This is a genomic window from Mesorhizobium sp. PAMC28654 (assembly GCF_020616515.1).
In the GTDB taxonomy this organism is placed as follows: domain Bacteria; phylum Pseudomonadota; class Alphaproteobacteria; order Rhizobiales; family Rhizobiaceae; genus Mesorhizobium.
The window spans coordinates 1,463,873-1,490,765 of record NZ_CP085135.1; the positions used below are offsets into that span (position 1 = coordinate 1,463,873).

Annotated in this window: 20 protein-coding genes, 2 tRNA genes and 4 pseudogenes; 18 read left to right on the forward strand and 8 right to left on the reverse strand. The window is 61.6% G+C overall.

Going from position 1 to position 26,893, the window contains the following annotated elements; translation table 11 throughout:
- Positions 1-225: 225 nt before the first annotated feature.
- The 4 genes from LGH82_RS07545 to LGH82_RS07560 form a co-directional block, all read right to left on the reverse strand.
- Positions 226-1,869 carry an ArnT family glycosyltransferase gene (locus tag LGH82_RS07545; RefSeq protein WP_227347927.1) on the reverse strand — a complete coding sequence of 548 codons (1,644 nt, stop codon included), beginning with the start codon at positions 1,867-1,869 and terminating at the stop codon, positions 226-228.
- A gap of 43 nt (positions 1,870-1,912) precedes the next feature.
- A complete protein-coding gene (locus LGH82_RS07550) occupies positions 1,913-2,248 on the reverse strand; it encodes a lipid-A-disaccharide synthase N-terminal domain-containing protein (protein WP_227347928.1) in 336 nt (111 codons plus the stop codon).
- Positions 2,241-2,975 (reverse strand): glycosyltransferase family 2 protein, encoded by a 735-nt coding sequence (locus LGH82_RS07555; protein ID WP_227347929.1) that lies wholly within the window; start codon positions 2,973-2,975, stop codon positions 2,241-2,243. The genes LGH82_RS07550 and LGH82_RS07555 overlap by 8 nt, the downstream gene beginning before the upstream one ends.
- A 98-nt stretch (positions 2,976-3,073) precedes the next feature.
- The gene (locus tag LGH82_RS07560; protein WP_227347930.1) at positions 3,074-3,403 is read right to left on the reverse strand and encodes a hypothetical protein; all 330 of its coding nucleotides are present in this window, start codon (positions 3,401-3,403) and stop codon (positions 3,074-3,076) included.
- 26 nt (positions 3,404-3,429) lie between these two features.
- Here LGH82_RS07560 and tyrS point away from each other — a divergent pair.
- Positions 3,430-4,682: pseudogene (tyrS, locus tag LGH82_RS07565) on the forward strand (tyrosine--tRNA ligase).
- Between the two features lie 59 nt (positions 4,683-4,741).
- On the opposite strand, the gene LGH82_RS07570 reads toward tyrS, so the two are convergent.
- Positions 4,742-8,125 (reverse strand): DUF3971 domain-containing protein, encoded by a 3,384-nt coding sequence (locus tag LGH82_RS07570; RefSeq protein ID WP_227347931.1) that lies wholly within the window; start codon positions 8,123-8,125, stop codon positions 4,742-4,744.
- A gap of 94 nt (positions 8,126-8,219) precedes the next feature.
- Here LGH82_RS07570 and LGH82_RS07575 point away from each other — a divergent pair, with 94 nt between their 5' ends.
- The 8 genes and pseudogenes from LGH82_RS07575 to LGH82_RS07610 all read left to right on the forward strand — a co-directional run bounded on the left by LGH82_RS07575 (position 8,220) and on the right by LGH82_RS07610 (position 15,715).
- Positions 8,220-8,687: a peroxiredoxin gene (locus LGH82_RS07575; protein WP_227347932.1), complete on the forward strand. Its 468-nt coding sequence runs from the start codon at positions 8,220-8,222 to the stop codon at positions 8,685-8,687.
- A gap of 206 nt (positions 8,688-8,893) precedes the next feature.
- A complete protein-coding gene (locus tag LGH82_RS07580) occupies positions 8,894-10,186 on the forward strand; it encodes a M23 family metallopeptidase (RefSeq protein WP_227347933.1) in 1,293 nt (430 codons plus the stop codon).
- A gap of 268 nt (positions 10,187-10,454) precedes the next feature.
- Positions 10,455-11,894 (forward strand): FAD-binding oxidoreductase, encoded by a 1,440-nt coding sequence (locus LGH82_RS07585; RefSeq protein ID WP_227347934.1) that lies wholly within the window; start codon positions 10,455-10,457, stop codon positions 11,892-11,894.
- Positions 11,891-12,634 (forward strand): FadR/GntR family transcriptional regulator, encoded by a 744-nt coding sequence (locus LGH82_RS07590; protein WP_227347935.1) that lies wholly within the window; start codon positions 11,891-11,893, stop codon positions 12,632-12,634. The genes LGH82_RS07585 and LGH82_RS07590 overlap by 4 nt, the downstream gene beginning before the upstream one ends.
- 2 nt (positions 12,635-12,636) lie before the next feature.
- Positions 12,637-13,074 (forward strand): VOC family protein, encoded by a 438-nt coding sequence (locus LGH82_RS07595; RefSeq protein ID WP_227347936.1) that lies wholly within the window; start codon positions 12,637-12,639, stop codon positions 13,072-13,074.
- A 90-nt stretch (positions 13,075-13,164) separates the two neighbouring features.
- Positions 13,165-14,193, forward strand: coding sequence for an ABC transporter substrate-binding protein (locus LGH82_RS07600; RefSeq protein ID WP_227347937.1), 1,029 nt, complete (start codon positions 13,165-13,167; stop codon positions 14,191-14,193).
- A pseudogene (locus LGH82_RS07605) lies at positions 14,193-14,964 on the forward strand (ABC transporter ATP-binding protein). Before LGH82_RS07600 ends, LGH82_RS07605 begins: the two are co-directional and overlap by 1 nt.
- Positions 14,961-15,715: pseudogene (locus LGH82_RS07610) on the forward strand (ABC transporter permease). The pseudogenes LGH82_RS07605 and LGH82_RS07610 overlap by 4 nt, the downstream one beginning before the upstream one ends.
- Positions 15,716-15,770: 55 nt before the next feature.
- Here the strand turns inward: LGH82_RS07610 and LGH82_RS07615 are convergent.
- The gene (locus LGH82_RS07615) at positions 15,771-16,925 is read right to left on the reverse strand and encodes a M20 metallopeptidase family protein (protein ID WP_227347938.1); all 1,155 of its coding nucleotides are present in this window, start codon (positions 16,923-16,925) and stop codon (positions 15,771-15,773) included.
- Between the two features lie 70 nt (positions 16,926-16,995).
- Positions 16,996-18,174 (reverse strand): M24 family metallopeptidase, encoded by a 1,179-nt coding sequence (locus LGH82_RS07620; RefSeq protein WP_227347939.1) that lies wholly within the window; start codon positions 18,172-18,174, stop codon positions 16,996-16,998.
- Positions 18,175-18,383: 209 nt separating this feature from the next.
- Between LGH82_RS07620 and LGH82_RS07625 the strand changes: the two are divergent.
- From LGH82_RS07625 to LGH82_RS07650, 6 genes and pseudogenes are all read left to right on the forward strand, one after another.
- A pseudogene (locus LGH82_RS07625) lies at positions 18,384-19,554 on the forward strand (ROK family transcriptional regulator).
- Entirely contained in the window at positions 19,551-20,315 is a 765-nt protein-coding gene (locus LGH82_RS07630) for an ATP-binding cassette domain-containing protein (protein WP_227347940.1), read from the forward strand. Before LGH82_RS07625 ends, LGH82_RS07630 begins: the two are co-directional and overlap by 4 nt.
- Positions 20,316-20,355: 40 nt before the next feature.
- On the forward strand, positions 20,356-21,396 hold the full coding sequence (locus LGH82_RS07635) for a sugar ABC transporter substrate-binding protein (RefSeq protein ID WP_227347941.1): 1,041 nt from the start codon (positions 20,356-20,358) through the stop codon (positions 21,394-21,396).
- Positions 21,397-21,518: 122 nt separating this feature from the next.
- On the forward strand, positions 21,519-22,514 hold the full coding sequence (locus tag LGH82_RS07640; protein ID WP_227347942.1) for an ABC transporter permease: 996 nt from the start codon (positions 21,519-21,521) through the stop codon (positions 22,512-22,514).
- Positions 22,515-22,527: 13 nt separating this feature from the next.
- Positions 22,528-23,298, forward strand: a complete 771-nt coding sequence (locus tag LGH82_RS07645) for an SDR family oxidoreductase (RefSeq protein ID WP_227347943.1) — start codon at positions 22,528-22,530, stop codon at positions 23,296-23,298.
- A gap of 240 nt (positions 23,299-23,538) precedes the next feature.
- Positions 23,539-24,093, forward strand: coding sequence for a hypothetical protein (locus LGH82_RS07650; RefSeq protein ID WP_227347944.1), 555 nt, complete (start codon positions 23,539-23,541; stop codon positions 24,091-24,093).
- A 302-nt stretch (positions 24,094-24,395) separates the two neighbouring features.
- Here LGH82_RS07650 and LGH82_RS07655 read toward each other — a convergent pair.
- Positions 24,396-24,471: transfer RNA gene (locus LGH82_RS07655), tRNA-Val, on the reverse strand.
- 216 nt (positions 24,472-24,687) lie between these two features.
- Here LGH82_RS07655 and LGH82_RS07660 point away from each other — a divergent pair.
- From LGH82_RS07660 to LGH82_RS07670, 3 genes are all read left to right on the forward strand, one after another.
- Positions 24,688-24,764: transfer RNA gene (locus tag LGH82_RS07660), tRNA-Asp, on the forward strand.
- Positions 24,765-25,142: 378 nt separating this feature from the next.
- A complete protein-coding gene (locus tag LGH82_RS07665; protein WP_227347945.1) occupies positions 25,143-25,709 on the forward strand; it encodes a dTDP-4-dehydrorhamnose 3,5-epimerase family protein in 567 nt (188 codons plus the stop codon).
- Entirely contained in the window at positions 25,703-26,704 is a 1,002-nt protein-coding gene (locus LGH82_RS07670; RefSeq protein ID WP_227347946.1) for a glycosyltransferase family 2 protein, read from the forward strand. The genes LGH82_RS07665 and LGH82_RS07670 overlap by 7 nt, the downstream gene beginning before the upstream one ends.
- Positions 26,705-26,893: the final 189 nt, after the last annotated feature.

Genomic DNA, 26,893 nt, shown 5'->3' on the forward strand with positions numbered 1-26,893 from the left:
AAGCAACATGAAGCCCGCGGCCGTCAGCACGACGTAGAGGGCCAGCCAGGCAGGCCACGACACATGCGAATAGACGCCAGGCCGCCGCTTCATCCGTCCGCGGATGATTGACATCGTCTTTCGGAAATTGCCGGCCGACCGCGCCAACAGGCCTTGACGGGAAACCGTGACACCCTGACCGACGCTCATGGCTCCACCATCGCATACCGCAAAGCCGCGCCCAAATCAGTTTGCCATCCGGTAGAGACCAAGCGACATCTTTTCTCCTGACGAATAGTTGATGCCGTCGATCATGGCGACGCGGTTCGCCGCCTTGCCCTGCCCCGCCAAGACGCCATTCAGCTCCTGCTCTTGTTTTACTGGCGCCAGCGCCAGGGCACAGGCAGGATCGGCAAGCAGATGTTGGGCGACACCTTTCACATCGGTCAGGAGCGTGTTCGTGCCGGCCAGGAACACCAGGCTTGGCTCCTGAAAGCCCGCCGAAGCCAGCACCGTCGTGTCGCAAGGACGATTCGCGCGCACGGCGGCTTCGATCGCCGGGCTCAGCCAGATGGGTTTCAAGGACGGCGCGATGACGCCGAACAAGAGGGCATAGCCAACGCCCGCGCAGGCCGCGGCGGCGCCGATGCGGCTGACCGGAACCTGCAGCTTGCGCGAGAACGCCAGATAGCCGGCCGCGAGCACGGCGGCCGCCGCCGGAATGCTCCACCAGGAAAAAGTATGCGCAAGATAGATCGGTGCGCCGATACTCAGTACGGCAATGCCGATGGTGACCGCGGCCAGGCCAAAGGCAGTCGCCCACCACAGCCATACCTGCCAACGTTTCAGCGGCGTATTCGCTTCCTGGGGCGACAAGGTCAAGAGCCATTCGACCAGCAGAGCCATGGCGGGATAGGCCGGCAACACATAGTGCGGCAGCTTTGTCGGGATCAACTCGAAGACAAGCCAGAACGGAATGTACCAGGCGAGGCAGAAGCGGACCCGAGGATCATCGCGCAGCCGATTGATCCCCTGGAGCCCGGCGCCCACCGCCATCAGGCCGAACGGCCACATGAACAGGGAGTAGGTCAGCACATAGAAGCCGGGCGGTACGCCATGCGATTCCGCGCCCTGCGCCACCTTGCCCATCAGATCCTTGCCGACAGCCTGCTGCAGGAAAGCGCCGCCGCTTTTCCAGGTGATGAGGGCGAGCCAGGGCAGAACGATGAGGAGAACGAGGGCGAGACCGCGTCCGGCCTTCAGCTTCGACAGCCAGCGCCAGTCGCGCTCGAAGGCGAACAGCACGGCGATGGTCAATGCCGATATCAGTGGCGTAATCGGCCCCTTGATCAGGATTCCCGCGCCCTGCGCGACCCAGAACATCCATCGCAAACGACTGGGCACGGCTTCATTCCCGCGCGAAGCCATATAGATCTGCGCCAGCGCGCCTTGCGCCACAACGCAGCAGGCCAGGAGCATGGCATCGGTCTTGGCGTCCCGCCCCTCGAAGGCGGTCGCGAAAATGGCGGCCATGATAAGGCCGGCGGCGACACCGGCATTGGCGCCGAAGAGATTGGCGCCCGTCCAGGCGGTCGCGACAACGGCGATGGCGATACCGAGGACCGAAACCAGGCGGTACACCCAGATCGGCGCCTCGGCCCCCTGGCCGCTGAGGATCACGGCCGCCGACTGCAACCAGTAGATTCCGATCGGCTTCTGGTAGCGCGTGCCTTCCTGGAACCGGATGTCGACATAATTGCCGGTCTCGGCCATCTGCTTGGTGGCCTGGACGAACCGAGGCTCATCGCGGTCGAGCGGCGGCAGCGCCGCCAGACCCGAAACCGTCATCAGCACGCTGAACAGGAAGAGAAAGATGTAGTTCCTGTTCATATCCCAGCCCCTCGAACCCTTTGCCTTCAATGCGGCAGGCCGCTCAGTCAACTTTGGTCATCGCCGCCGACTTACGCTCATTGGCGATCAGCCAGAGATTACGAATGTAGATGAACATGCCCATGGCTTGGCCCGCGATGAACACGGGATCCTTCCTGTGGATGGCATAGACCAGCAGCAGGCCACCGCCGAACAGCGAGAAGAACCAGAAAGCGATCGGCACCACGCTGCGCTTTGCCTTTTCCGACGCGACCCACTGCACCACGAAACGCATGGTGAAGAAGAACTGGGCGACAAAGCCGAGCAGAATCCAGCCATCGAACTGCATGACGAAAACCTGGTGTATCCAGGTCGCCACCCCCTGAAGCACGTTACCCATGCCTGACCTCCTCTACCTTGGGCATCCTCCGGCGCCTGCGCCGCAGCCACCAGACACCACCGAGATCAAGCGCGCCCTGCAGGCCGCGGTCGAAAATTCCGTAGTTCGAGCTGCCGTGCCGACGTGACCGATCGACGACGTCGCAGTGAACCACACGAAATCCTTCCTGGATGACCAGTGCCGGAACAAAGCGATGCGTGCCATCGAAGAAAGGCAGCTTGCGGATAATATCCGCGTGAACAGCCTTCAGTCCGCACCCGGTGTCGCGCGTCTCGTCGTGCAGGATGGCATTCCGCAACCAATTGGCGAAACGGGAGGCCAGTTGCTTGACCTTGCTATCGCGGCGCTTGAGGCGCTGTCCCTGCGCCGCGCCGAAACCGGGCCCAGCCTGCCGCAACGCGTCGACCAGCACCGGAATGTATTTTGGATCGTTCTGGCCGTCACCATCGATGGTGGCGACGATATCGCCCCGTGCCGCCCATGCGCCCGAGCGCAGGGACAAGGACTGCCCAGCGGACTTCTCGTGCCTGAGATGGCGCAGCGGAAACGGACGAATGGATGCCTGGGCGGCAAGAACGGCAGTGGTTTCGTCGGTCGATCCGTCGTTGACGACGATCACCTCGAAGGTGCGCCCCGTCATCGCAGCGCCGATCTCATCAAGCAAAAGCGGCAGGTTCGCCGCTTCGTTCCTGCAAGGAATGACAATGGATATCAATGCGTCCGGCATGTCATCTGGGGCTCTGTCGCGGGATATGGCATTCGATGGGTGCCGTGCGGTGCCATTCCAGACTTTGAGCTGCAAGAACCTGGCGGCGCGGCGCCTCATTACGCCAGCGGAAACGATGACGCAAGCATCCTCGCCATATGCGGCGTCGTTTCAGGGATCGTTGATGTATCCTGAAAACCGTTCCAAGTCCTGGCCGCGCAGCGCCATTCGCTATCCGATTTGTGATGCCATCCACAAAATCGTGTTGTCATTTTTGCTGATCGCCAATCTTGCCCCGGAAGAGCGATCGGACGCAAAACCGGATTCCACTTTTGCTGATCGCGAATTCCCCGATCAAGCGCGATCGGACGCAAAACCGGATTCCACTTTTGCTGATCGCGCTTGGGTGCTAAACGCGCGCGTTCATGCACGCCACGGCCGAGCAGCATCGGCCGGAGCTTTCGGGAAAGAAAACATGTCCGCCTTCAAATCCGACTTCCTGCGCACGATGAGCGAGCGCGGTTTCATCCACCAGACTTCGGATGATGCCGGCCTCGACCAGCTTTTCGCCAAGGAAACGGTCACCGCCTATATCGGGTTCGACGCGACCGCGAAGAGCCTGCATGCCGGCTCACTGATCCAGATCATGATGCTGCACTGGCTGCAGCAAACCGGCCACAGGCCGATCGCGCTGATGGGCGGCGGCACCTCGATGATCGGCGACCCGTCCTTCAAGGATGAGGCGCGCAAACTTCTCACCCCACAGGACATCGACGATAATCTCGCCGGCATCCGCCGCAACTTCATGCCCTACCTCAAATTCGGCACCGGTCCGAACGACGCGGTCATGATCAACAATGCCGATTGGCTGATGGAGATCAACTACGTCAATTTCCTGCGCGATGTCGGCCGGCACTTTTCCGTCAACAGGATGCTCGCCTTCGACTCAGTCAAGCTCAGGCTCGACCGCGAACAGTCGCTGTCGTTTCTCGAATTCAACTACATGATCCTGCAGGCCTACGATTTCGTCGAACTGTACAAGCGTCTCGGCTGCCGGTTGCAGATGGGCGGCTCCGACCAGTGGGGTAACATCATCAACGGCATCGACCTTGGCCGCCGCATGGAAGACGCGCAACTCTATGCATTGACCACGCCGCTGCTGACCACCTCCTCCGGCGCCAAGATGGGCAAGTCCGCCTCCGGCGCCGTCTGGCTCGATGCCGAGATGTTGAGCCCGTACGAGTTCTGGCAGTATTGGCGCAACACCGAGGATGCGGACGTCGGCCGTTTCCTGAAGCTCTACACGACGTTGCCGCTGGACGAAGTCGCACGGCTGCAGAAGCTCGGCGGATCCGAGATCAACGAGGCCAAGAAAATCCTCGCCACCGAAATCACCGCCTTGCTGCACGGTCGCGAAGCCGCGGACGCGGCCAGCGAAACCGCGCGCAAGACATTCGAGGAAGGCTCACTGGCAGAGACCCTGCCCACCGTAGAGATCGCCAAGGCGTCGCTTGAAGCTGGCGTCGGCATTCTGTCATTGTTCGTCAGCGCGGGGCTCGCGGCCTCCAACGGCGAGGCGCGGCGGCATATACAGGGCGGCGCGGTGCGCCTCAACGACCAGCCTGTTTCGGATGATCGCCGGTAGTGACGCTTCAGGATCTGAGTCCGGAAAACGTCCTAAAGCTCTCACTCGGCAGGAAAAAACACATCCTGGTGCGGCCGGTCTGATTGGGCCTGATCCATCCCGATGATCGGGGTGGATCTCTCGGCTTTCAGGTCACCATGGTCTACCGATATTCGAAGATCGACCGGAATATTCCGGGGGCGATCACTGACAGTGGATTTATGTCGAGGACCGGCTTGTTGGCATTGCCCTTCAGCCGGTAGGTGACGCCGATCAGGCCGCGATCGCGGCCATTGCCCAACAGCACCCCGACCAGCGGAAGCTCGCCGAAAATGCGGTTGAGGCCATAGGCCGGCATGAACGTGCCGGTCATGTCCATGTTGTTGTTTTGATCATAGAGCGTGCCCTGGAAGGTTGTGCCGATCCTCGGGCCACGCAACACGCCGTTTGCCAGCTTAAGATAGCCGCTGCCCTTCTCGATCTCGGCAAAGCCGCGTTCGAATTTCACCCGCGACGTATCAAGATTGCCTTTGACCGCCTCGTTCAGGCTGCGCTTGTCGCCAGCCGGCGTGGTCGAGACTATCGATGCGAGCTTGGGCTCGTTCACGACGAAGAAATCGCTGGTATCCACCTGGCCCGTCATCGGGCCGTCACTCGCGCCGGCCAGCGCCAGCGTGATCGACCCGCCCTCCATGTGCTCGTAGATGTTGAGGAAGCGCAGTATGGCCCCGGCGTCAGCCGATTTCACATTTAGGGCGCGCCTGCCGTCCCCGGTGGTGTTGCTGATGGCTATGGCGGCACCGGAACTGGCCGTGGCGCTGACCTTCAGCCCGTTCACCCTGGAGCCCGCGGCACTGTAGTCCAGTTTCAGATTCGACAGTTTCTCGTCGTGGAAACCGGTCAGGGAATCCACATTGGCGCTGACGGAAATCGCATCGGAACCGGTGGTCCTTGTGGCCGTGTCGACATCGGAAGTGAACTGCTTGATCAACGAGCGAGCATCCAGCGCATTGCCTGATATGTCGACCGTATAGGACTTGCCCGACCGCTTGACCGACACGGCAACATCATCGTCCCTGTTCAAGGTGACCTTGCTGAACCGCGCCGACGACAAGCCGTTGTTGACCAGCACCACGGTGCCCTCGATCGAGAAGGTCTTTCCATCCAGGTCGAAATTGGACAGTGTGGTGGTGTCGCCGGATTTCGTCATGACGAAGGTCACACTGGCGGGGATTCCGGGTCCCTTGCTCCAGCCCGCCCAGGGGATGTCCAGCTTGGCGTTTGTCAGATCCGCCGAGACATTCTGGTTGCCATCGCCGCTCTTGTCTATCGCCACCTTGATCGTTCCGGAAAGCAGCGGCGAAAGGCCCGGCACGGCGCTTGCCCGCGTCTTGTCGTCGAGCACGAGCGCGACTTTCCTGCTGCGCGGCGGACCGTCATCCTTGAGCGGCTCGATCAGGTCAAGTTCAGCCGGGATGCCATTCAGCAGCGCCTTGGCGGAAATGACGGCCTTGTCGGGCTCCACCGTGATGGTGCCGTCGGCGTTCGTGACCGTCTGGCCTTCGAACGGCTTGGCCAGCGAAAGCCCCGTGTAGTCAAGTGACACCAGCCAATCGAGTTTCGAGGTGTCGACTCCGGACGTAAGGGGGATATCCGCCCTGACGTGCCCCGTCACCGAACCTGACAGGTCTTCCGCCGCAAAACCGACATGACGCATGGCGTTGATCGGCTCGTAAGACGCGAGTTCGGCAACCGCCGGGGCCTCGCCGGCAACATCAATGTCAAGCGAACCGATGACAGGCGGCAGGTTCGCCGCCTTGACTGTTAGCGTGCCATTGCTGGCCGCAACGGTGCGGCCGCTGGGCATGAAGACAGTGCCCGAAGACAGCGCGATATCGACATCGTTGCCATGGAACGAAACCACGCCGACAGCGTCACGTATCGGCGGAATGCGACCGGCCGTGTCGAAACGCGCGCCCTCGACCTGGAAGCGACCGAATACTTCTTCGGGGCCTAGCGGGACACCATTGCCAAGCCGCCCTGGAAGCACCTGGAACTGCAGATTTGCATCGACGACGCGACCCCCGAACAGGTTCTCCAGCACCCAGAGCCTCGCGCCACGCGCGGAAAACCAAGGCCATAACTGCTTGACGTGAGAAACCGGCATATCGTGGATGTTGACGGCCATCGACACGCCCGGCGCCTTTCCGTCGACGAATTCGACGGACGCGGTACCCAACGCCTCGCTTGTGGAGCCGGACCTGATCCCGATCTGCTCCGCCACGAGCTTGTGGCTTTTGGTCTGATAGACACCGGCGATCCGGGCGATGAAGCCAAGGGCCGGTTCGGGCGAGTCCGAAGGCGACAGCGTCGAACCGTCACTGGTCAGATCATAACGGTAGGATGGTTCGTCACCCGCTGCGCTGGTGGCCGGTTTCGGCCCGATAGAGCCCGCGAAATCAAATGTCGATCGCCCGGTCTTCAACAGCAACCTGTCCACCTGGATCTTGTTGCTGCCGGGCACGAGGGTGGCATCGAGACCAACATCGGACGCAAGCAACCCGCGTGGACCGAGATCGAGCACGGACCCGGTCAATGACAGGGAGGCCGTCAGCCGCGACGTGTTGTCGCCTGTGCCCTGTACCCCCTTCAGCCTCAACACAACGGCACCGATCCTGCCACCCGTCGCTGCCGCGACGTCGGCGGAGTCAGCAATTTCAACGCTTGCCTCGAGCGTTGTCACGCGCCGCGTCGCCGCATTGCGTGTAGCGGAAGCCGCAATCGTCAGCGCCCGGCCATCAACACTGAGGCTGGATGAGAGCTCCATGCCCGCGGATCCGGATTGCTGAACGGTGGCGTCCGCGACCATGACCGATTTGACCGAGCCAGCCTCCGGCATCATGAACTCGACATTGTGAAGGTCGATCCGGCGCATCGAATCCTCGCGCACCGCGTCCAGCGCGAGGTTGACGTTTTCAAAAGTCGTCGCGGACAGCTTGTCTGGATCGATGAGTCCGTCGGCATTGCGCAAAGCGCTCGTCCAGTCGCCACCTGACGGCATTGACGCCACAACGACGTGGGCGTCGGAAATCCTGGCGCTGGTAAGCCGCACCTCGCCCCAAAGCAGCGGTATCAGGCGCACGCCGAAACGAACACGTCCGGCGTCGGCCATCGGCTTGCCATCGGCCGTCTTCAGGATGACATCGCTCACCTGCAGCGCAACGAAGCTCGATCCGTCAAGCGTGATGCGAGCAGGCCCGATCGCCGCATTGACATCGAGACCGGCCAGTTTTTCGATCGCGGTCTCCGCTTCGGCTCGCAGTCGTTCGGAGCCAACCCCAGACACGCCGATCAGATAAACAATAGCAGCCGCCAACAGAACGACAGTCGAAAGGCCTGCGACCAAGCGCCCGAGAATACGAAAGCCGCGACCGATCGACGCCTGACCGAGCGGCGGTACACGGCACGCGGACGGGAGAGCGCCCAGATCTGTGATCTCGTCACGCCTGAACTTGATCTTCTCGTGCTGCGGTTGCTCCTGATCCAAGGAATCTTCCGTTGTATGAACTCGACGTGGACGAATCCCCGGCTGACACTATATCGGTGCGACTTCGCGCGTAACCTCAAACAAGGGCATCGATATGGCTGATCTTGACGTAGGCGATCTTGCGCCGCAATTCGACCTTCCGCGCGATGGCGGAGGAACGCTTAGCCTTGCGGCATTGTCAGGAAAGCCGGTGGTTCTCTATTTTTATCCACAGGACGACACCACAAGCTGCACGCAAGAGGCGATAAGCTTTTCGCAACTGAAGCCTGAATTCGAAAAAGCCGGCGCCGTCGTGATCGGCCTGTCGCCGGACAGCACGAAGAAACACGACAAATTCAAGTCCAAATACAGCCTCACCATCGACCTGGCGGCCGACGAGGAGCGCAAGGTGATCGAGGCCTACCATTTGTGGGTCGAAAAATCGATGTATGGCCGAAAATACATGGGCGTCGAACGCGCAACGTTCCTGATCGGCCGCGATGGCCGCATTGCCAGGGTATGGCGGAAGGTTCGTGTAAAAGGCCACGCGGAAGAGGTTCTCGAGGCCGTTCGCGCGCTTTGAACCCGCTTTCACGCGGCTGAAACAGCCGGGAGTTGGCCCCGTCGCTTGTTCGAGCGGCGGGGCTTTTGCTTGGCCAGGGCGCACTTCTACAACCGGCCACCCGCTTTGCGGGCAATCCCAGCCGGAGACCTGGTCCGACAAAGCTTTGTTAACCTTAATAATGTGTACTCGGACTGTCGCTGTATCGTAAACGAAAGCTTGGTCCCGTGAACGTAACCGGTCAGTCAGCGGTCTTCGGCAGGCGCAAGGAGCCCCACACGATCATCATCGCCCGGGGCGATCAAATCCGGCACTTTACCGTACGCCCCTGGATAGCGGCATTCCTCGGCTCCGCGCTGGCCGCGATGGCCATAGGTTATCTGCTGGCGACCTCCTACCTCGTGCTGCGCGACGATCTGATCGGCGCCACGACGGCACGACAAGCGCGCATGCAGCAGGCTTACGAGGATCGCATATCGGCGCTTCGCGCCCAGGTCGACCGCATCACCAGCCGGCAGCTTCTCGACCAGCAGCTCATGGAAACCAAGGTCAGCGAGTTGCTGCAACGGCAGACCCAGCTCAGTCAGCGCCATGGCCGCCTTGGGCCCCTCATCGAACGCGCGGAAAGCGAAGTCGGAACGCAGCCCGCCGCCGCTCCCGCGCCGGTCGAAAAGCCTGACCAGCATGCCGACGCGACCGGCAACATCGGCCAGATAGCCCAGACCTATTCCGTCGCCAGCCTGAGCGCCGGCGACACAAGACCTTTCTCGCTGTGGTCGACACGCTCCGATCCGTTACCCAGCGAATCGTCGGCAGACCGCGCCGACAAGCTGTTCGTGTCGATCAACCAGTCGCTCAAAAACATCGAGAACGATCAGCTTACGCGTGTCACCACGCTTGCCGACAATGCCTACAAAAGCGCCGACGCGATCACCCAGGCACTTGCGGCGGCCGGCCTGCCGGTGGACAGCGATTTCGGCAAGAGCGACAGCGATGTCGGCGGACCGCTGATACCGCTCGACAGTTCGATGATCTTCGACAGCAAGGTCAAGGAACTGGACGAGGCGCTGGACACGCTCGACCAGCTCAAGAAGGAAGCCCGTCGGCTGCCGCTCGCCAACCCCGCGCCTGGCCATTCCGTCACCAGCCCGTTCGGCGTGCGCACCGACCCTATCCTCGGCACCGCCGCGCTGCATTCGGGCATGGATTTCAGGGCGCCGATCGGTATGCCGGCCAAGGTCACGGCGCCTGGTGTCGTCACCAAGGCCGGTTGGAACGGTGGCTATGGCCGCATGGTGGAAGTGGATCACGGCAACGGTTTCGCCACGCGCTACGGGCATCTGAGCGAGATCGACGTCACCGTAGGCCAGAAACTCAATGCCGGCGACGTCATCGGCAAGACCGGCAGCAGCGGCCGCTCGACCGGCCCGCATCTGCACTATGAGGTCCGCCACAACGGCGAAGCGATCGACCCCCTGCGCTTCCTAACCGTCGGCAAGAAGGTCGAACAGTACCTTTGAGGCGGAAAAGCCTTGGCCCGACCAGACAAGGGCCAGTCATCCCTTCTTGATCCGCTGACAATCCGGCCGGTGCTGGCCGCAATCATGCCGGTGTCGCTCTGGCGCCAGGCAGCCGGCTTGCCCTCCCCACGCCTGATGGCGTCGGCAGGTTAACCGCACCTTCCTCGAACACCAGCAACTGCCCTCCTCGCCTTTTGCCCGTTGACTCAATTCAAGTTGTAGGATGATATGTATAACCATACTCCTTAGCACTGGCACTGGCCCGACAATGACCATCCATGGCATCTCGGCCGAAGTTCTCGCTGCCCTGGAAAGCGTCCTGGGACGGAACGGCGTAGCAGCCGACACCGATGATATGGCGAAATACCTCGGAGACTGGTCAGGCGATCATCACGGCGGAGCCCTTGCCGTGCTGAAGCCTGGTTCGGTCGCGGACGTCCAGGCCACTGTCCGGTTGTGCGGCACGCTCGGGCTGGCGATGATACCGCAAGGTGGCAACACCGGGCTGGTGGCAGGTGCGATCGACATCGGCACGGACCGAGGCACGGTCATCATCAACGCGGAGCGCTTGAACAAAGTGCGTCTAGTCGACGCCGACAATTTCACCCTGCAGGCTGATGCCGGCTGCATCCTCCAACACATCAAGGATGCCGCCGAGAACCAGGATTGCCAGTTTCCGCTGGCGCTAGGCGCTCAGGGCAGCTGTCAGATCGGCGGCAATGCCGCAAGCAATGCCGGTGGCGTCAACGTGTTGCGCTACGGGATGGCTCGCGACCTCATTGTCGGCCTGGAGGTGGTGCTACCGGACGGCGAATTGTGGAGCGGCTTTTCCGGCCTGCGCAAGGATAATCGCGGCTACGACCTGAAGCAGCTTTTCATCGGCTCGGAGGGAACGCTGGGCATCATCACCGGTGTCGAGGTCAAGCTCTTTCCGAAGCCCGGCCGGCTGGAGACGGCGTATCTGGGTCTTCCCTCATTCGAAGCGGCGATAGCGTTGTTCAGGCAAGCCCGACGCGAATGCTCGGACCTGATGTCGGCCTTCGAGATCATTGGCTCGGAATGCATGGAGCTTGCGCGTCTGGCCGACCCGAGCATCGTCGCGCCAGTGACCGCCCCTGTTCATGTGCTGATCGAACTGTCGTCGAGCGGCGCCATGGACCTGCGAACCCTGCTGGTCGACTTTCTTGCCGGCGCCATGGAAAAGCACCTCGTCATCGACGCCGTCCTGGCCGAGAGCAACGCACAGGCCAAGGCGTTCTGGGGCATCCGCGAAGGGCTAGTCGAGGGCCAGGCCAAGCGCGGCTACCATGTGCGCACCGATCTCTCGGTGCGCATCTCCGATATTCCCGCGCTGATCGCCCGGGCCCGCCATCTTGTCTCAACGGAGCACCCGGGCTGGATCTCCCAGGCCTATGGTCACGCGGGCGACGGCAACATCCATTTCAATGTGCTGCCACCGCTCGGCCTTGGAGAGACCGAGGCGCGCACCAGGGGCAGCACCATCACGACCAAGCTGTACGACATCGTCAACGCACTCGGCGGCTCGATAAGCGCCGAGCATGGCATCGGGCGCACTCGCCAGCGCGTTTACTGGGACGGGATGTCTGCCGTTCAGCGCCGGCTTGTCAGCACGCTCAAGAATGCGCTCGATCCGAACGGACTGATGAATCCCGGTTGCCTCTTTCCCGCGACGGAGACCATTTCATGAAACAACGACTGGCTGCCATAGGCACTGTCGAGGCGCTTCCGCACCGGGTCGCGGCGTTCCTCAGCCGCGAGATCGAGTCCGGCGAGCTCAATCCGGGCAGCCTGCTGCCGACGGAGCAACAGCTATCCGAAAAATTCGGCGTCAGCCGAAACGTGGTGCGTGAGGCGATCGCGCAATTGCGGGCCGACGGCATGGTGGAAGCGCGGCAAGGCATCGGCTCGTTCGTCCTGGCACCGGAGCAGCGCGCGACGATCCGCATCGACCGCGAGACGCTGAAGGAAGGCCAGAACATGGAGCGGCTCTTCGAGCTGCGCTGCATCCTTGAAGCCGAGTCAGCCGCGCTTGCCGCCGAGCGGCGCGACCAGGAGCATCTCGACGCCATCAAGGCGGCGCTGGACCGCATGAGTGGTGAGGAGCGCTGGGAAGACGGCAGCATCGATGCCGATCTCCTGTTTCATCGCGAAATCGCCCGGGCGACGGGCAACAGCTACATCCACACGTTCATTTCCTTCGTCTGCGAACAGATCCGTCGCTCGATCTACTACGCACGCCAGACCAACCCGTTGCACGACCTGGTCGAAGTCAACGTCGGCGAGCATGTGCGCATCTACGAGGCGCTGGTCGCCGGCGATCCCGCGGAAGCCGAGGCGGCGATGCGCGCTCACATCATCGGCGCCGCCAACCGGGTCGGCGTCAAGCTGCCTGCGTCGCGCGCACGGCATACCGGCGGAGGAAAATAACCATGTCGATCGGAACCACCTATCGGATTTCGGACGTCTGCCTGCTTGTCGACAATATCGAGCGGACAGTGGAGTTCTATGTCGACAAGGTCGGCCTCCGCTTGCGCCGACGCGCCGAGGGATTTGCCGACTTCCATGGCGAGGGCGTGACGCTGGCCGCCTGGGAGATCGACCACATCAGCCAGCACACTGGCGTGTCGAAGCTGCGTTCGCCGCGTCACGCGCACAAGGTCTGCGTCGCGGTCATGCTCGACGCGCCCGACGAGATCGACCGGCTCTACACAGAACTGACCGCCAAAGGCGTACCCTTCCAGGGGCCGCCTGAGGATTATGTCTGGAACGCGCGCTGCGCCTATTTCACCGACCCGGACGACACGCTGTGGGAACTCTACGCCTGGCTCGACGGCGGCCCCGGCGACTACCACGACGAACAGCCGTAGACGACACCGCGCCAAGGAAACGGCGCGCAATGAAGAGACAGACAAGTCTTGCAACAGGAGCGAATGATGAGTGGGAACCAGGATTGGAATTTGAACCGCCGTACCTTTGTGAAAGGTGGCTTGGCGGCTGTCGCGGCCGCATCGGCCGGCATGCAGCTCGTGCTGACTCCCGCCGCAAAGGCGGCGGGGAAAGTCGTCATCCAGTATGACTGGCTGATGTCCAACGGCCAGATAGGCGATATCGCGGCGGTCGCCAACGGCTATTTCAAGGACGCCGGGCTCGACGTGGAATTCGGCCCGGGCGGCCCCAACGCCTCGACGGTGCCTCCGGTGATCTCGGGCGCCGCACAACTCGGCCAGTTTTCCGAAACCCCGCAGCTTTTCGCGGCGCGGGCCAACGGCGTGCCCGTGAAGATGATCGCATGCGGCCTCCGCACCGGCCCCTATGCCTTAACTTCAAAGGCAGCGAACCCGATCCGCGGCATCGCCGACCTCAAAGGCAAGAAGATCGGCATACAGCCGACCGCGCGTTTCGTCATGGACGAGATTCTCGCCAAGAACGGCTTGAACGCGTCCGACGTCACCGTCATCAATGTCGGCTTCGACAAGGGACCACTTGTGCGCGGCGATGTCGACGCCATTGGCGGCTGGATCACCAACACGCAGGCGCTGAGCGTCGTCGGCGATGACCGTATTGACCTTCTGGTGCGCAATCTCGGCTTGAACTCCTACGCCGATGTCTATTTCGCCACCGACGCCGCGATCGAGAAGGATCCGGACACCCTGGCCAAGTTCATCGGCGCTGTCGCCAAGGGCTGGGGCTGGGTACACGCCAACCCCCAGGAGGCGGTGAAGAAAATGGTCGCTGCCTACCCCGAAATGGACCTCGGCTGGGAAGAGAAGACCGTCAACCTCGTGCTCAAGCTTTCCTTTGACGCGACAACGGCCAAGGACGGCTGGGGCACGTTCGATCCCGCCTCCATCGAGGAACAATTGGCTCTGCTCGACAAGGTAGGCCAGTACCCGAACGGCCGCCCCGCGGCCGCTGACGTCTATACCACCAAGATCCTCGAACTTTCGGCTGCCGACCGGCCGAAGCTCGACGCCCCCGCCGCCTGATGGCGAACGCGATCGAAGCCAACAGGCTGGATGTCGGCTATGGCGGCCGCCAAGCGGCCGTCAAAGTCCTTTCCGGCCTCGACCTCAACGTCGAGACCGGATCCTTCCTGTCGATCCTGGGACCTTCAGGCTGCGGCAAGTCGACCTTGCTCAGAGTGGTTGCCGACCTGCTCGATCCGCTCGGCGACACCATCAGCGTGCTCGGCGACACGCACGCGGTGCGATCGCGCCGCGATGTCGGATTCGTCTTCCAGGACTCGACCTTGCTGCCCTGGCGCACCGTGCGTGACAATGTGCGCCTGCCGCTTGGCGTCGGGCAAGGCAGCCTGACCCGCAAGATCGAAGATCGCAGCGACGAATTGCTGGAGTTGATGGGGCTTGCCGGCTTTTGGCGAGCGCCTGCCGCACCAGCTTTCCGGCGGCCAGCGCCAGCGCGTGGCGATCGCCAGGGCATTGCTCGGAGAGCCAAAGCTGCTGCTCATGGACGAACCGTTCGGGGCCCTCGACGAGATCACCCGTGACCGCCTCAACGACGAGTTGCTCGCCCTGTGGCGGCGCTCTGGCGCCACGATCCTCTTCGTCACTCATTCGATCGCCGAGGCCGCCTATCTCGGTGAAAGGGTCATCGTGCTCGCCGCCAATCCCGGGCGGCTGGTCAAGGATCTTGATATGCGACCACTCAAGCGAGACGGCAATCGCTGTTCGCGGGAAGACCCTGCAATCGTCGCCGCCATGGCGGAATTGCGCACCGCGCTGGAGCGCGCTTCATGAGGCCGGCGCCACTGTCTCCGCAGCTTGCCATCACCCTGCCCATCCTCGGCGCGGCGTCGCTCCTTCTCGCCTGGCAGTATTTCCTGCCGCTCCTCGGCGTCCCCGCCTATATCGTGCCGACGCCGACCGCGATACTCGGCGTCTTCCAGAAGAATTTTCGCTGCTCATGGACAATCTCAGGCCGACACTGATCGAGGCCCTGGCCGGCTTTGTCATTGGCAATTTGGCAGCCGTGTTGCTGGCGGTAGTGTTCGTGCACAGCCGCATCCTTCAGGCTGCCTATTTTCCGATCGTGCTTTTCTTCAACACCATTCCGATCCTGGCGCTGTCGCCGATCATCATCCTGATCTTCGGGCTTGGGATGACACCGAAGATCGTCATCGCGGCGGTGATCTGCTTCTTCCCGACGCTGGTGAACATGATACGCGGGCTGGAATCGGCCAGCCATAATGAGCACGAGCTGTTCCGGGTGCTGTCGGCGACGCGCTGGGAGATTTTCTGGGGCCTGCGCCTGCCCCGCGCCTTGCCGATGCTGTTCTCATCGCTCAGGATCGCATCGGCGACGGCGGTGATCGGTGCCATCGTGGGCGAATGGATCGGCTCGGACAAAGGCCTCGGCGCACTCATTATCCAAGCGACCTTCAACTACCAGTCGGACCGGCTTTACGCGGCGATCGTGCTGTCGTCCTGCCTTTCGATCGCACTGTTCTGCGCCGTGGTGATGGTCGAGCGCCGGGTCATCAAATACTGAACAGGCATTTCATCGGCTCGTGCAGCCGTGCACGAGCCGATCTTGGATCGCTTGATCAGTCCGCATTTTCCGGTTGCACCGACAGAAATCCGATCGCCGCAGAAACCAGGGTGGCCGCGCCAACTTTCAAGGCGGCCTCGTCAACACGAAATTTGGCATGGTGGAGCGGAAAGACCGATCCGACCTCCTCGTTGCGGATTCCCAGCCGAAAGTAGACCGATGGGCGTTTTTCGCTGTAGTAGCCAAAGTCGTCGGCAATGGTCCATCCAGGGGTGTTGAGAACATTGTCGGCCCCGACGCAAGCCTTGGCGCTGGCGATGATCAGCTGGGTCATCTCGACATCGTTGACGACCCCCGGCTCGCCCTTGTGGATGCCGACTTCAACACGCGCGCCGTGGCTTGCGGCTATCCCCTCGGCAATAGCACGAACGCGGCGCCAGGCCCGCTCGCGGGTTGCATCGCTGCCGCTGCGGATGGTGCCTTTCAGCGCGACCTTGCCGGCGGTCACATTGTAGGCGTTGCCACCATTGATGGCCGTCACCGAAATGACCAGGGGGTCGTAGGGGTCGATCTCGCGCGAGACGATCTTCTGCAATTCCGTCACCATGGAGCAGGCCACGGCCAACGCATCAACACCTTCGTGCGGTTTTGCCGCGTGTGCCGCCGAGCCGGTAACGGCCACGTCGAACGTATCGCAGGCCAAGGTGTAGGGACCGGAGCCGACGGCGATCTTGCCTGAGGGTGTGTACGGATCAACATGAACGCAGATGGCGGCATCGACATCGTCGAGAAGCCCCTCTTCCACCACCCGCCTGCCGCCCGAAGGTTCATCCTCCTCGGCGGGCTGGAAGATGAGGCGGACGGTGCCGCCGAAATCACCTCTTGATTGATGGAGATGCGCGGCAACCGCGAAGGCCATCGACGCATGGGCGTCGTGACCGCACGCATGCATCACGCCTGGATTTGTCGATGAAAAATCGACACCGGACTCCTCCTCGATCGGCAAGGCATCGATATCCGCCCGAATAGCCACCTTTCGATTTGACGGTTTGCCCGTGCCGACAATATCGACCGCCAGACCAAAGCCCGCAACGTCGCGAATGTCGGCAATTCCCTGACTAGCCAGCATTTGCCGCAGATAACGCTGCGTGTTCGCTTCGTGGTTCGAAAGCTCCGGGTTGCGGTGCAGATGACGGCGGATCTCGATCATCCGATCGAGAATTCCAGCATCGATATCAGTCGCGACGGAACGCTCGACAAAGCCAGCCCAGGTCGGACTCTCAAGATTTGACATGGAGCTCTCGCGGAAACCTGGTCAGGGTCTCATTGCCGGTTTCTGTGACCAGGATGGTCTCGCTGATCTCGATGCCCCAGCCGTCCATCCACATGCCCAGGATGGAGTGAACGACGTTTCCGGGCTCAAGCACCGTCTTGTCGCCAGGCCGGAGGCTGATCGTGTGTTCGCCCCAATCCGGCGGATAGGCGACGCCGATGGAATAGCCGATGCGCGACTCCTTCTTCAGTCCGTGGCGCTGGATGACCGTGCGCCATGCACCCTCGACGGTTTCGGCGGTCGTTCCTGGCCTGACCGCATCCAGCACCGCGTCCATGCCCTCGATCACCGCCTTTGCCGTATCCGAGACACGCGTCGGCGTTTTCCCAAGCTGCAGGGTTCGTGCCAGCCCGGCGGCATAGCGGCGGCAGACACCGGCAAGTTCCAGGGCAATCGTCTCGTTTTCTCCAAACCGCCTGTCGCTCCACATGATGTGCGGAGCCGAGGCGTTCTCACCGCCGAGGATGGTCGGCGGAAGAGCGGTGATGTCGCCCGCGAAGTCAGGGCTGCCGGCGATCTGCGCCGCCTGGATGGAGGCGATGGCATCGCACTCGCGAACACCCGGCGCGATCACCTCAAAGGCCCGCGTGACCGCCGCTTCGGCCAGGGTTGACGCCTTGCGCAAATAGGCGATTTCGTGCGCCGATTTGACCGCGCGAATCCAGTTCACCAGGAGATCGGCGTCATGCCATTTCGCATTGGGAAGTCCGGCGACAAGCCGGGCATGGCCTTTCGGGGAGAAATAATAGGCTTCGAGCTCGATGCCGATATGTCTGACACCCCAACCTTTGGCGACAATCCAGCTCGCGATCCAGTCCATGGGATGGCGATCGACACGCTGAACGTGATCCTCCGGAAAGCCGACCACGTTCTCGGGCTTCATCCAGGCTGTCAGAAGACCGCCGGCCGCATCCATGGCGCGCCCTATCCAGACAGGCTCGACCTCTTCCAATGGAATCAGCACCACCTGCGGTGTGTAGAATGACCAGCCATCATAGCTGGTGATATAATGCTGGTTGGCAACATCGTTGACGACAAGAAGTTCGAGACCGCGCCTGGCCATCTCGGTGCGTATCTTTCGAAGCCGCTGCTGGTACTCCTCGCGGGCAAACGGCAATTCGATCATCTTTGCTCCATGCTTTGTTGGATCCGGGGTTGCGGGCTCAGCCACCATTGAAGCGAATTCAGCATGGCGGCAATCGGCCAAGGGCAGCAGGTAGACAGGTCCTAAACCCCTGCTACGACCATTCCCGGCCTTCTTGGGTCTATTTTTGAATTCCATTTGACTGAATAAATATCCGGTGCGAAGCTGCCCTCTCCCAAGGGAAGCATGTCATGGCGCTGCGGGGGACAAATCAGGAATTCGGGCGGCCGTACAACCGGCGCATCGTGCTTGAGTCCATCCGCCTTCATGGGCCGATCGCCCGTGGCGAGATCGCCAGGCGCGTTGGTCTCACCGTCCAGACCGTATCGACCATCGTTCGCGAGTTGGAAGAGCAAGGCTATATCCTGTCCGTGCGCGAGGAGCCGAAAGGCCGCGGACTTCCTCCGACAAACAACCCTTCGCATAAATCCGGAGGGCGGCTACGCGGTCGGCATCCACATCACCCCCCTGGGGATCAATGCGGCGCTGATCAACCTCAGTGGCGACGTCATCGAAAGCATGCACCGCGAGGCCCCTAGCGCGACGCCCGATCACGCCTTCGAGCTGATCGGCGCCATGGTGGGTGAACTGACCGAACTCAGGCCGGGAGGACGCGTTCTGGGCATTGGCATGGCCCTGCCCGGCCCCTTCGGCGTCGAATCCATGAGTTTCGTCGGCCCGACAACGATGGCCGGCTGGAAGGACGTGGCGCTGCGGGAACGGCTGACAGCCTCGACCGCGCTGCCTGCCTTCTTCGAGACAGACATGGCCGCCGCCGCGATGGGCGAGCGTCTTTACGGCCTCGGTGCCCAGCACTCCGAATATTACTACCTCTATTTCGGCGTTGGGCTTGGCGGCGTCATGGTGCACGAAGGCAGCGTCTTGCGCGGTGCGTGGGGAAATGCCGGCGAGATCGGACACATTCCAGCCGTTGCCAATGGCGAACCTTGCCCCTGTGGCAATCGCGGCTGCCTCGAAAGATACCTTTCGCTCGAGGCGCTGGGCCGCTGGGGCGGCAACGAGACTGATTGGGTGACGAAAGTCAGCCCCATCTTCCACAATGCCATCGCCGTCATCGAAAATCTGTTCGATCCCGAAACCATCATACTGGGCGGACTGGCATCCAATGACCTGCTCGAACGCCTGGCGGGTTCAACGGCCAGCCTTCCCAACTCGGTCTCGGCCCGAAAAGACCGCGTGACACCCCGCGTCATCGTCGCCAGCGGCGGACAGCATGCGGTGTTGCGCGGCGCGGCAGCCCTTGCCGTTTCGGGGGTGCTCTCGCCACGCTTCGGCCAGATGTTCGCCGCCGAGCGCGAGCGCGGGCGCGATCTTCTGAAGGGCGGAGGGATGGCGGCATGACCGAACCCTTGCTGGTCCTCGACAATGTCACCAAGAACTATGGCGCCATCGAAGCGCTGAAGGGGATCAGTTTTTCGATCGGCAAGGGCGAGGTCGTGGCGCTGCTGGGCGACAACGGCGCCGGCAAATCGACGCTGGTCAAGATCATCGCCGGCGGACTGGAGCCGACCTCGGGCCGGATGTTGTTCGAAGGCAAGGAATTCCTCGCCAGGTCGCCGGCCGAGGCCAAGGCGGCGGGCATCGAGACCGTCTACCAGGACCTGTCGCTGTGCACCAACGTCGACGTCGTCGCCAATTTCTTCATGGGCCGCGAGATCACCAGGAAGGTTCTCGGCATCCCCGTGCTCGACGAGCGTGCGATGGAGGCTGTCGTCGAAAAGGCGCTTGCCAGCGCCGGCACCCGCATTCCGTCATTGCGCGCCAATGTCGAGCATCTTTCGGGCGGCCAGCGTCAAGCCATCGAGCTCAACCGGTTCGTGCATTGGGGCGGCAAGCTGGTGCTCCTCGATGAACCCTTCGCGGCACTCGGCGTCGAGCAGACGCGGCGCGGTCTCGACATGATCCGACAGGTGGCGAGCCAGGGCATCGGCGTCGTCATCATCACTCACATCATGCAGCAGGCCTTCCAGGTCGCCGACCGGATCGTGGTGATCCGGCAAGGTGTCGTGGCGGGCGATGTCGCACGCAACAAGACAAGTCCCGACGCGGTGATCAACATGATCACCGGAGAGACGCTTGCCGGTGCCGGACCGACAGGCTGAGGGACAAAAGAGGGGTCCGGCTCAACAGGGAGCAAAAGACATGAAGCGAATACTTCTTGCTGTCTTCGGTATCCTGGCACTGGCCTTTGCCACGCTCATGCCGGCATTCGCAAAGTCCAAGGGAACCGTCTACTACATGGTGCCGACATTGCTCGACGAATTCCAGACCGGCTCGGTAAGCGCGCTGGAGCTGTTCCTGAAGCAGGTCGGCTATGACATGAAGACGCTGAACGCCGACAACAAGACCGACGCCCAGCAGTCACAGATGAACGATGTCATCGCACTGAAGCCGACGGCGATCATCCTGGCCGCGGTCGATTTCAATGCGTTGAAGCCGTCCATCGAGGCGGCACGCGCTGCGGGCATCCCGGTGATCGAGTTCGATCGCCAGATCACCTCGACCCCGTCCGACTTCACTTCCGTCGCCGGCACTATCGAGATCGGCTACGTAGCCGCCGACCAGGCCGAAAAACTTCTGAAGGCAAAGAACGGTTCGGTGAAGGGCAAGGTGCTGCAGGTGCTGGGCGATCCCGGCGATCCCTACACGCTCGATATCCAGAAAGGCTTCGAGGAGAAGATGAAGGCGTTTCCGGACGTCAAGATCATCTCGCTTCCGGCCATGCAGTGGGAAGCCAGCAATGCCGGCACCATCGTCGCCGACCAGATGCTGGCAAACCCCGACATCGACCTGATCTTCAGCCATGCCGCGCACCTCTCGGTCGCCGCCGTCGCCTCGCTCGAGGCCGCTGGCAAGAAGCCGGGCGACGTCATGCTGATGAGTTCGAACGGCGCACCGGTCGGCCTCGACCTGATCCGCAAGGGCTGGCTCAACGTCGAGGTCGAACAACCGCTCTACGCGCAAGCGGCGGCCGTCGCCATGTTCATGGACAAGGTCGCCAAGAAGCAGGAGATCAAGCCCGGCGAATATGACGTTCTCGGCCTGAAATCGACTGTAACCAAGGAAGCCTGGGGTCCGAACATCAAGATCCCGGGTGCCGCCATCACCAAGGAAAATGTCGACAACCCGGCCTTCTGGGGCAACCAGAAGCCGCCGACGGACACCGTCAAGTCTGTCGAATAGGCCAGTCGCGTAGACCGCTCCGGGCCATCGGCCCGGAGCCAATCTTCCGCAATTCCAATCCGCGCACGATCCTCGCCGAAAATCGAACTGAGTTTCGGGTCATGCGCCAGCCGGATTAGCCCATGAACCCCCGCACACGCCATGCCCTGGAGTTCGTCCTCGATAACCTCGTCTGGTTCATGCTGCTGTTCGTGCTGGTGGTCTTTTCCATCTTCATCCCGAACTACTTCCAGCTCGGCATCTTCGCCAACATCATCGAGGCCTCCAGCGTGCTCGGCGTCATGTCGATCGGCCTCGCGCTGGTCATCATCGCCGGCCATATGGACTTGTCGGTCGAATCCGTGGCCGCACTCAGCGCCATGTCGGTTGGCATCCTGTTCTGCTCGTCTGGCATCGGCCTTGGCGTCCAGTTGCACCCCGAATGGCTGATGGTTCCGGTTTCGCTGCTGCTGGCGCTTGCCGTAGGCGGCCTCATCGGCGCCTTCAACGGCTATCTTGTGGTCAAAGTGAAGATGAGCGCCTTCATCATCACGCTGGCATCTTACATCTGGGTGCGCGGACTGGTGCTCGTCATCTCCGGCGGCCGCTCGGCGCAGGACCTTGCGCCGGCCATCCGCTGGTTCGGCATCCAGCGCCTCATCGGTCTGCCGCTCACCGCCTGGATCGCAATCGGGTGTTTCGTGGTCTTCTCACTGATCATGGCCAAGACGCCGTTCGGCCGGCACCTCGTCATGATCGGCGGCAATGAGACGGCAACCTTCCGCGCCGGCATCCGCGTCAACCGCAACCTGATCATTGCCTTCGTGCTTGCCGGCGCCATCGCTGGCCTCGCCGGCTGGCTGCTTGCGATCCGCACCTCCGGCGCCACCGCCAATCTCGGCGTCGGCCTGCTGTTCAACGCCTTCGCCGCCGTTGTCATCGGCGGCGTCAGCCTGAAAGGCGGCGTCGGCACCCTCCCCGGTGTCTATGCCGGCGTGCTCCTGCTCTCGGCCATCAACACGGCGATCAACCTTATGGGCCTGCCGGCCAACTTCACCCAGGTCATCCACGGCCTGCTGGTGCTGGCCGCCGTGCTGCTCGACGCATTCAAGCAAACCATTCGCCAAAGACTCGCATGACAGGACGGCTCGCATGACAGGACGACTGAAAGACAAGGTGGCGCTGATCATCGGCGGCGCGCGAGGCATCGGCAAAGGCATCGCGCTGCGCTTCGCCGAAGAAGGGGCGAGGCTCGTGCTGGCCGACACAGAGATCGCGGCCGGGCAAGCGACGTCGGATGAACTGGACGTCCCCTTCATCCGCACCGACGTCTCGCTGATGGCTGACGCCCAGGCGGCCGTGGCGCTGGCGCTGAAACACCATGGCCGTCTCGACATCATCGTGCAGAATGCCGGCATCTATCCCTGGCAGCTCATTGAAAACACCAGCGCCGATGACTGGGATCGCGTCATGGCGGTCAATCTGCGCGGCACCTTCAACGCCACCCGCGCCGCACTTGTGCCGATGAAGGCACAACGCTTCGGCCGCATGCTCTACACATCGTCCATCACCGGTCCGCATGTCACCAGCCCCGGCCATGGCCACTATTCCGCCAGCAAGGCCGGGATCAACGGTTTCATCCGTGCCGCCGCGCTCGAGTTCTCCGGCTACGGCATCACTGTCAACGGCGTCGAGCCAGGCAACATCCTGACCGAGGCTATCGAGATCCATCGCGGCGCGGCCTACATCAAGAACATGGAGGACTCCATACCGCTCGGCCGGCTCGGCAGCCCTCGCGACGTGGCCAATGCCTTCTTGTTCCTGGCCTCCGAAGACGCCAGCTATATCACCGGCACGACCATCATTGTCGACGGTGGACAGCTGCTGCCCGAGGGCAACGATTTTCGACTGTTGCCGCCGTAAGCCCCCGATTTCGGTGGTGGTTCCTCCCTGCGTCGCGCAGCTTGCTACCCGACGCATCTGATCTGAGTCGTGGAGCTCCGTCGATCGTTCCGCGCCTCGCCGGGTTCATTCAAAATGCGAGCGGTGACGGACGCCCGAATAGACGAACGGTCAAACTACGAAATAATAAGTGACCAGCCCCGTTGCATTGCACTCGTCCATGCAACGCCTAATTCATCGCCTGTTCATGGATGCTATAAGATGCTGCCTGAATTAAACAGAGGACAGATCGTGTCAATAACCCCCAAAATCTCCGTACGCATGGTGTTCACTTCCATCTGCCTGGGCGGCCTCGTAACAGCTGCCTCGGCTCTCTTTCCCGCCACGGCCTCGGCTGGTCGGCTCCAGCAATGCGCGAACGAAGGCGGCATCTGCCGGTTGCCGTATCCGGCGGAAGTCGTTTATGGCGCGCGGGGCAACAACACCTCCCGCTTTATCGACCGCAACGCCGTGTCCTGCAACAATCGCGTCTTTGGCGATCCAGCGCCCGGCCTCCACAAGTCGTGCTACATCGTGATGCGCGACCGTGGCGGCTATGGTGGCGATGACAACGGTCCGAGTGGCGATCGTGGCGGGTGGGTCGCCTGCGCAAACGAAAACGACTATTGCGATTTCGGTGGCCGCAAGATGGTCAGATACGGTGCCCGTGGGCAGTACACGGCAGGGGTCTTCCGGAACGGCGTCCAATGCAACAATGACGCGTTTGGAGAAGATCCCGCGCCTGGCCTTGGCAAGCGCTGCTACGTCCGACAGTAGTCTCTCCAGGACAACGGTGAGTTGGGCGGGATCGTCGACGGACTGGCATGGCCATGACAGCGCTGAACCAATCGGCGATAGCCTGTCTTCAGGGCCAGCCGTCAACGCGTCTCAAACGCACCCAACCCTTCGGCGATCTGATTGATGGCCACGACCCGCGAAATGATTTCCGAACAGCCCGGCTTCCCGGTCGAGATACGCGGAGCCTGAAAAAGCATGACGTTTCGCGCCACCGCAGCCTTTTTTCGAAGGGTGCGGTGGTGGCGGGAGCTTGGTGCGCCCTGGCTAAATCATTGAAATCATGGTGGGCGATGACGGACTCGAACCGCCGACATCTTCGGTGTAAACGAAGCGCTCTACCAACTGAGCTAATCGCCCGCTCGCGCGGACCTTTAAGCGGTCAGGACGAGCTCCGCAAGGCCAAATGCGTGCTTGGTCCATCGACTTCACGTCCGTTTTGCCAACAAAACGATGCCTGTCAAAAAACCTTCTCATGTTTGCATTTATGGTGTCCCGGCACGCTTGACACCCGCAGGCGAACCCCTTATCCACCGCCCCAACGACGAACACGGCTGACACGTGTTCGTCAAATGCGCGGGTGTAGCTCAGTTGGTTAGAGTGCCGGCCTGTCACGCCGGAGGTCGCGGGTTCGAGCCCCGTCACTCGCGCCATTTCTCTCAAGGGTAACAAGCCCTTGGCTTCGGAGAAATGTCGACGTTGGTTGTCAAATAGTCTCCATACATGAGGAAACTTAGGTTCTTTTGGATCTGAGTTTCGCTTTGTATGCATAGACTTGCGAGCCTGTTTGCGGATTGGGTTAAAAAATAGGCGTCCCAACAGAATTGGGTCTACGCATCGGCCTCTGGCCCTCCCGCCGCAGCATCCCCATTGCGAGCAGCGCCTTTTTACTGGCTGAAATGCCGGCAACAAGCGAAACGCAATCCAAATCCCGATCGAAGGCACACAAATTGATAGCCAGGTCAGGACAACCGTAGAAAACTGTGAGAGTTAAGCTCGATCAGAATCGGTCAGATAGTGGGGCTTTATTCATGAGCGATCATACGGGGATCGGGCTAAACCTTCTTGAATCCATGCTCGCTGCCGCTGTGCGGGACCAGCGTACGGTGGATGAACAACGTCAAAGCGTCGCACCTCTCGTCGACGGCATGTCCTTTTTCGAGAGCGTTCGACACAATGACGATCGCGGCAGTGTCACTGAGGTCTATGACCCACGATGGGGTTGGCATCCCGACCCGCTGGTTTTTTCCTATGTCTTCACAATTCGCCCGGGGATGGTGAAGGGTTGGGGTCTGCACAAGCTGCACGAAGATCGCTATTTCGTGGTGAGCGGCGAATTGGAACTCGTCCTTTATGACCCCCGGCCTGAATCCAGCACCTACGGCAAGATTTCCAAGGTCTACCTTTCCGGCAGTCGTCCCCGCCTCGTCAACGTTCCGAAATTCGTCTGGCACGCGGATCGGAATATTGGGACTTCCGACGTGGTCGTCATCAATTTTCCAACCATACAATACGACCATTCAAATCCCGACAAGTATCGCTTGCCGATCGACACCGATCTCATCCCCCATGATTTCGGCAGCGCGAAGGGATGGTGAGTAGGCCTCGATTTTCCATCCTGATGCCGACCCACTCGCGCGTGGATGTTATCGGCATGGCCATCCAATCGGTGCTGGATCAAACCGTCGAGGATTTTGAATTGCTGGTCGTGGGCGACGGCTGCGCGCCCGGCACGGCCGGGGTCGTCGCAGACTTTCACGACACCCGCATTCGCTTCTTCGATCTTCCCAAGGCGCCGAGCTTTGGCTATGCCAACCGCAACATCGCGCTACGCGAGGCACGGGGTGATTTGATCGGCTTTGCGGCCGATGATGATCTCTTGTTCCCGGATCATTTTGAAGTCCTGGCGGATGGCCTCAAAAATGGAGCTGCCATTGCGTACAGTCAGGCACTGTGGATTTCCAGCGACGGTATCGCGGCCCCCTTCCTGACCAATCTCGAACTGGCCGACGAGTTCAGGTTCTTCATGGAAAATGGGAACACCATACCCGCCAGTTGCTTTCTGTATCGGGCCGAGTGCTTGCCTTCTCGGGACGTTTGGCCAGAGGATATCGCGTCGGCTGCGGACTGGCGACTATGGCAGCGGATCATACGCGAAAACCCGCACAATCCCTTCAGCTATTGCCGTGTTCCAACTGTCCTGCATTTCAGCGCCGCATGGAAAAACTCTCGGCACTCCGCAGCAGCCGAGTTCGCCACGCTTCTTGATATCGCGGACAGGGCAGCCTGGTGGCCTTCGACCTTGCGCGTCAGTGTAACGAAGGCCAGCAACGAGCAATACGAGTATTCAAACCTCATGCACATGGCCCCCGCGACGTGGAGCGAGCAAACGCGCCGGGCAGTCAGCGATCTGGTGGCACGGCTTGCCTGGGAGGATGTCCAGGCGACGCGGCCTACACTTGCAAAGGTCGAAGCGGAAAACGCTGCCCTGCGACTGGAAATCGCAGCTTTGCATCAGTCCGCGAGTTGGCGTGTCACAGCCCCTTTACGCAAGATCGCCACAAGCCTGCGTCGTAAAAGCCCTCAAAACTGAAGCTCTTGTTCTTCGAGGCTAGCGAACACCTGCGAGGCGGCTTTGAACGAAATGCCGGGTGTCGAAGACCAGCCCTGCCAGGCCGCGCGGCGTTGGCAATGACCCTGATACTCGACCACCTCAAGGGACGAAGCCGTGAGGCGTTCGCGTCTTCCTTCTGGCCCGCGTGCCCGCGAGCTACTCTATCTC

Excerpts from the sequence above, each read along its gene's own strand:
- LGH82_RS07645 (WP_227347943.1), top strand. The coding sequence starts at position 22,528 with ATGACAGGACGACTGAAAGACAAGGTGGCGCTGATCATCGGCGGCGCG.
- LGH82_RS07620 (WP_227347939.1), bottom strand. The coding sequence starts at position 18,174 with ATGATCGAATTGCCGTTTGCCCGCGAGGAGTACCAGCAGCGGCTTCGA.
- LGH82_RS07545 (WP_227347927.1), bottom strand. The coding sequence starts at position 1,869 with ATGAACAGGAACTACATCTTTCTCTTCCTGTTCAGCGTGCTGATGACG.
- LGH82_RS07635 (WP_227347941.1), top strand. The coding sequence starts at position 20,356 with ATGAAGCGAATACTTCTTGCTGTCTTCGGTATCCTGGCACTGGCCTTT.
- LGH82_RS07670 (WP_227347946.1), top strand. The coding sequence starts at position 25,703 with ATGGTGAGTAGGCCTCGATTTTCCATCCTGATGCCGACCCACTCGCGC.
- LGH82_RS07640 (WP_227347942.1), top strand. The coding sequence starts at position 21,519 with ATGAACCCCCGCACACGCCATGCCCTGGAGTTCGTCCTCGATAACCTC.
- LGH82_RS07590 (WP_227347935.1), top strand. The coding sequence starts at position 11,891 with ATGAAACAACGACTGGCTGCCATAGGCACTGTCGAGGCGCTTCCGCAC.
- LGH82_RS07585 (WP_227347934.1), top strand. The coding sequence starts at position 10,455 with ATGACCATCCATGGCATCTCGGCCGAAGTTCTCGCTGCCCTGGAAAGC.
- LGH82_RS07555 (WP_227347929.1), bottom strand. The coding sequence starts at position 2,975 with ATGCCGGACGCATTGATATCCATTGTCATTCCTTGCAGGAACGAAGCG.
- LGH82_RS07630 (WP_227347940.1), top strand. The coding sequence starts at position 19,551 with ATGACCGAACCCTTGCTGGTCCTCGACAATGTCACCAAGAACTATGGC.
- LGH82_RS07595 (WP_227347936.1), top strand. The coding sequence starts at position 12,637 with ATGTCGATCGGAACCACCTATCGGATTTCGGACGTCTGCCTGCTTGTC.
- LGH82_RS07560 (WP_227347930.1), bottom strand. The coding sequence starts at position 3,403 with ATGCTGCTCGGCCGTGGCGTGCATGAACGCGCGCGTTTAGCACCCAAG.
- LGH82_RS07665 (WP_227347945.1), top strand. The coding sequence starts at position 25,143 with ATGAGCGATCATACGGGGATCGGGCTAAACCTTCTTGAATCCATGCTC.
- LGH82_RS07615 (WP_227347938.1), bottom strand. The coding sequence starts at position 16,925 with ATGATCGAGATCCGCCGTCATCTGCACCGCAACCCGGAGCTTTCGAAC.
- LGH82_RS07575 (WP_227347932.1), top strand. The coding sequence starts at position 8,220 with ATGGCTGATCTTGACGTAGGCGATCTTGCGCCGCAATTCGACCTTCCG.
- LGH82_RS07650 (WP_227347944.1), top strand. The coding sequence starts at position 23,539 with ATGCTGCCTGAATTAAACAGAGGACAGATCGTGTCAATAACCCCCAAA.
- LGH82_RS07550 (WP_227347928.1), bottom strand. The coding sequence starts at position 2,248 with ATGGGTAACGTGCTTCAGGGGGTGGCGACCTGGATACACCAGGTTTTC.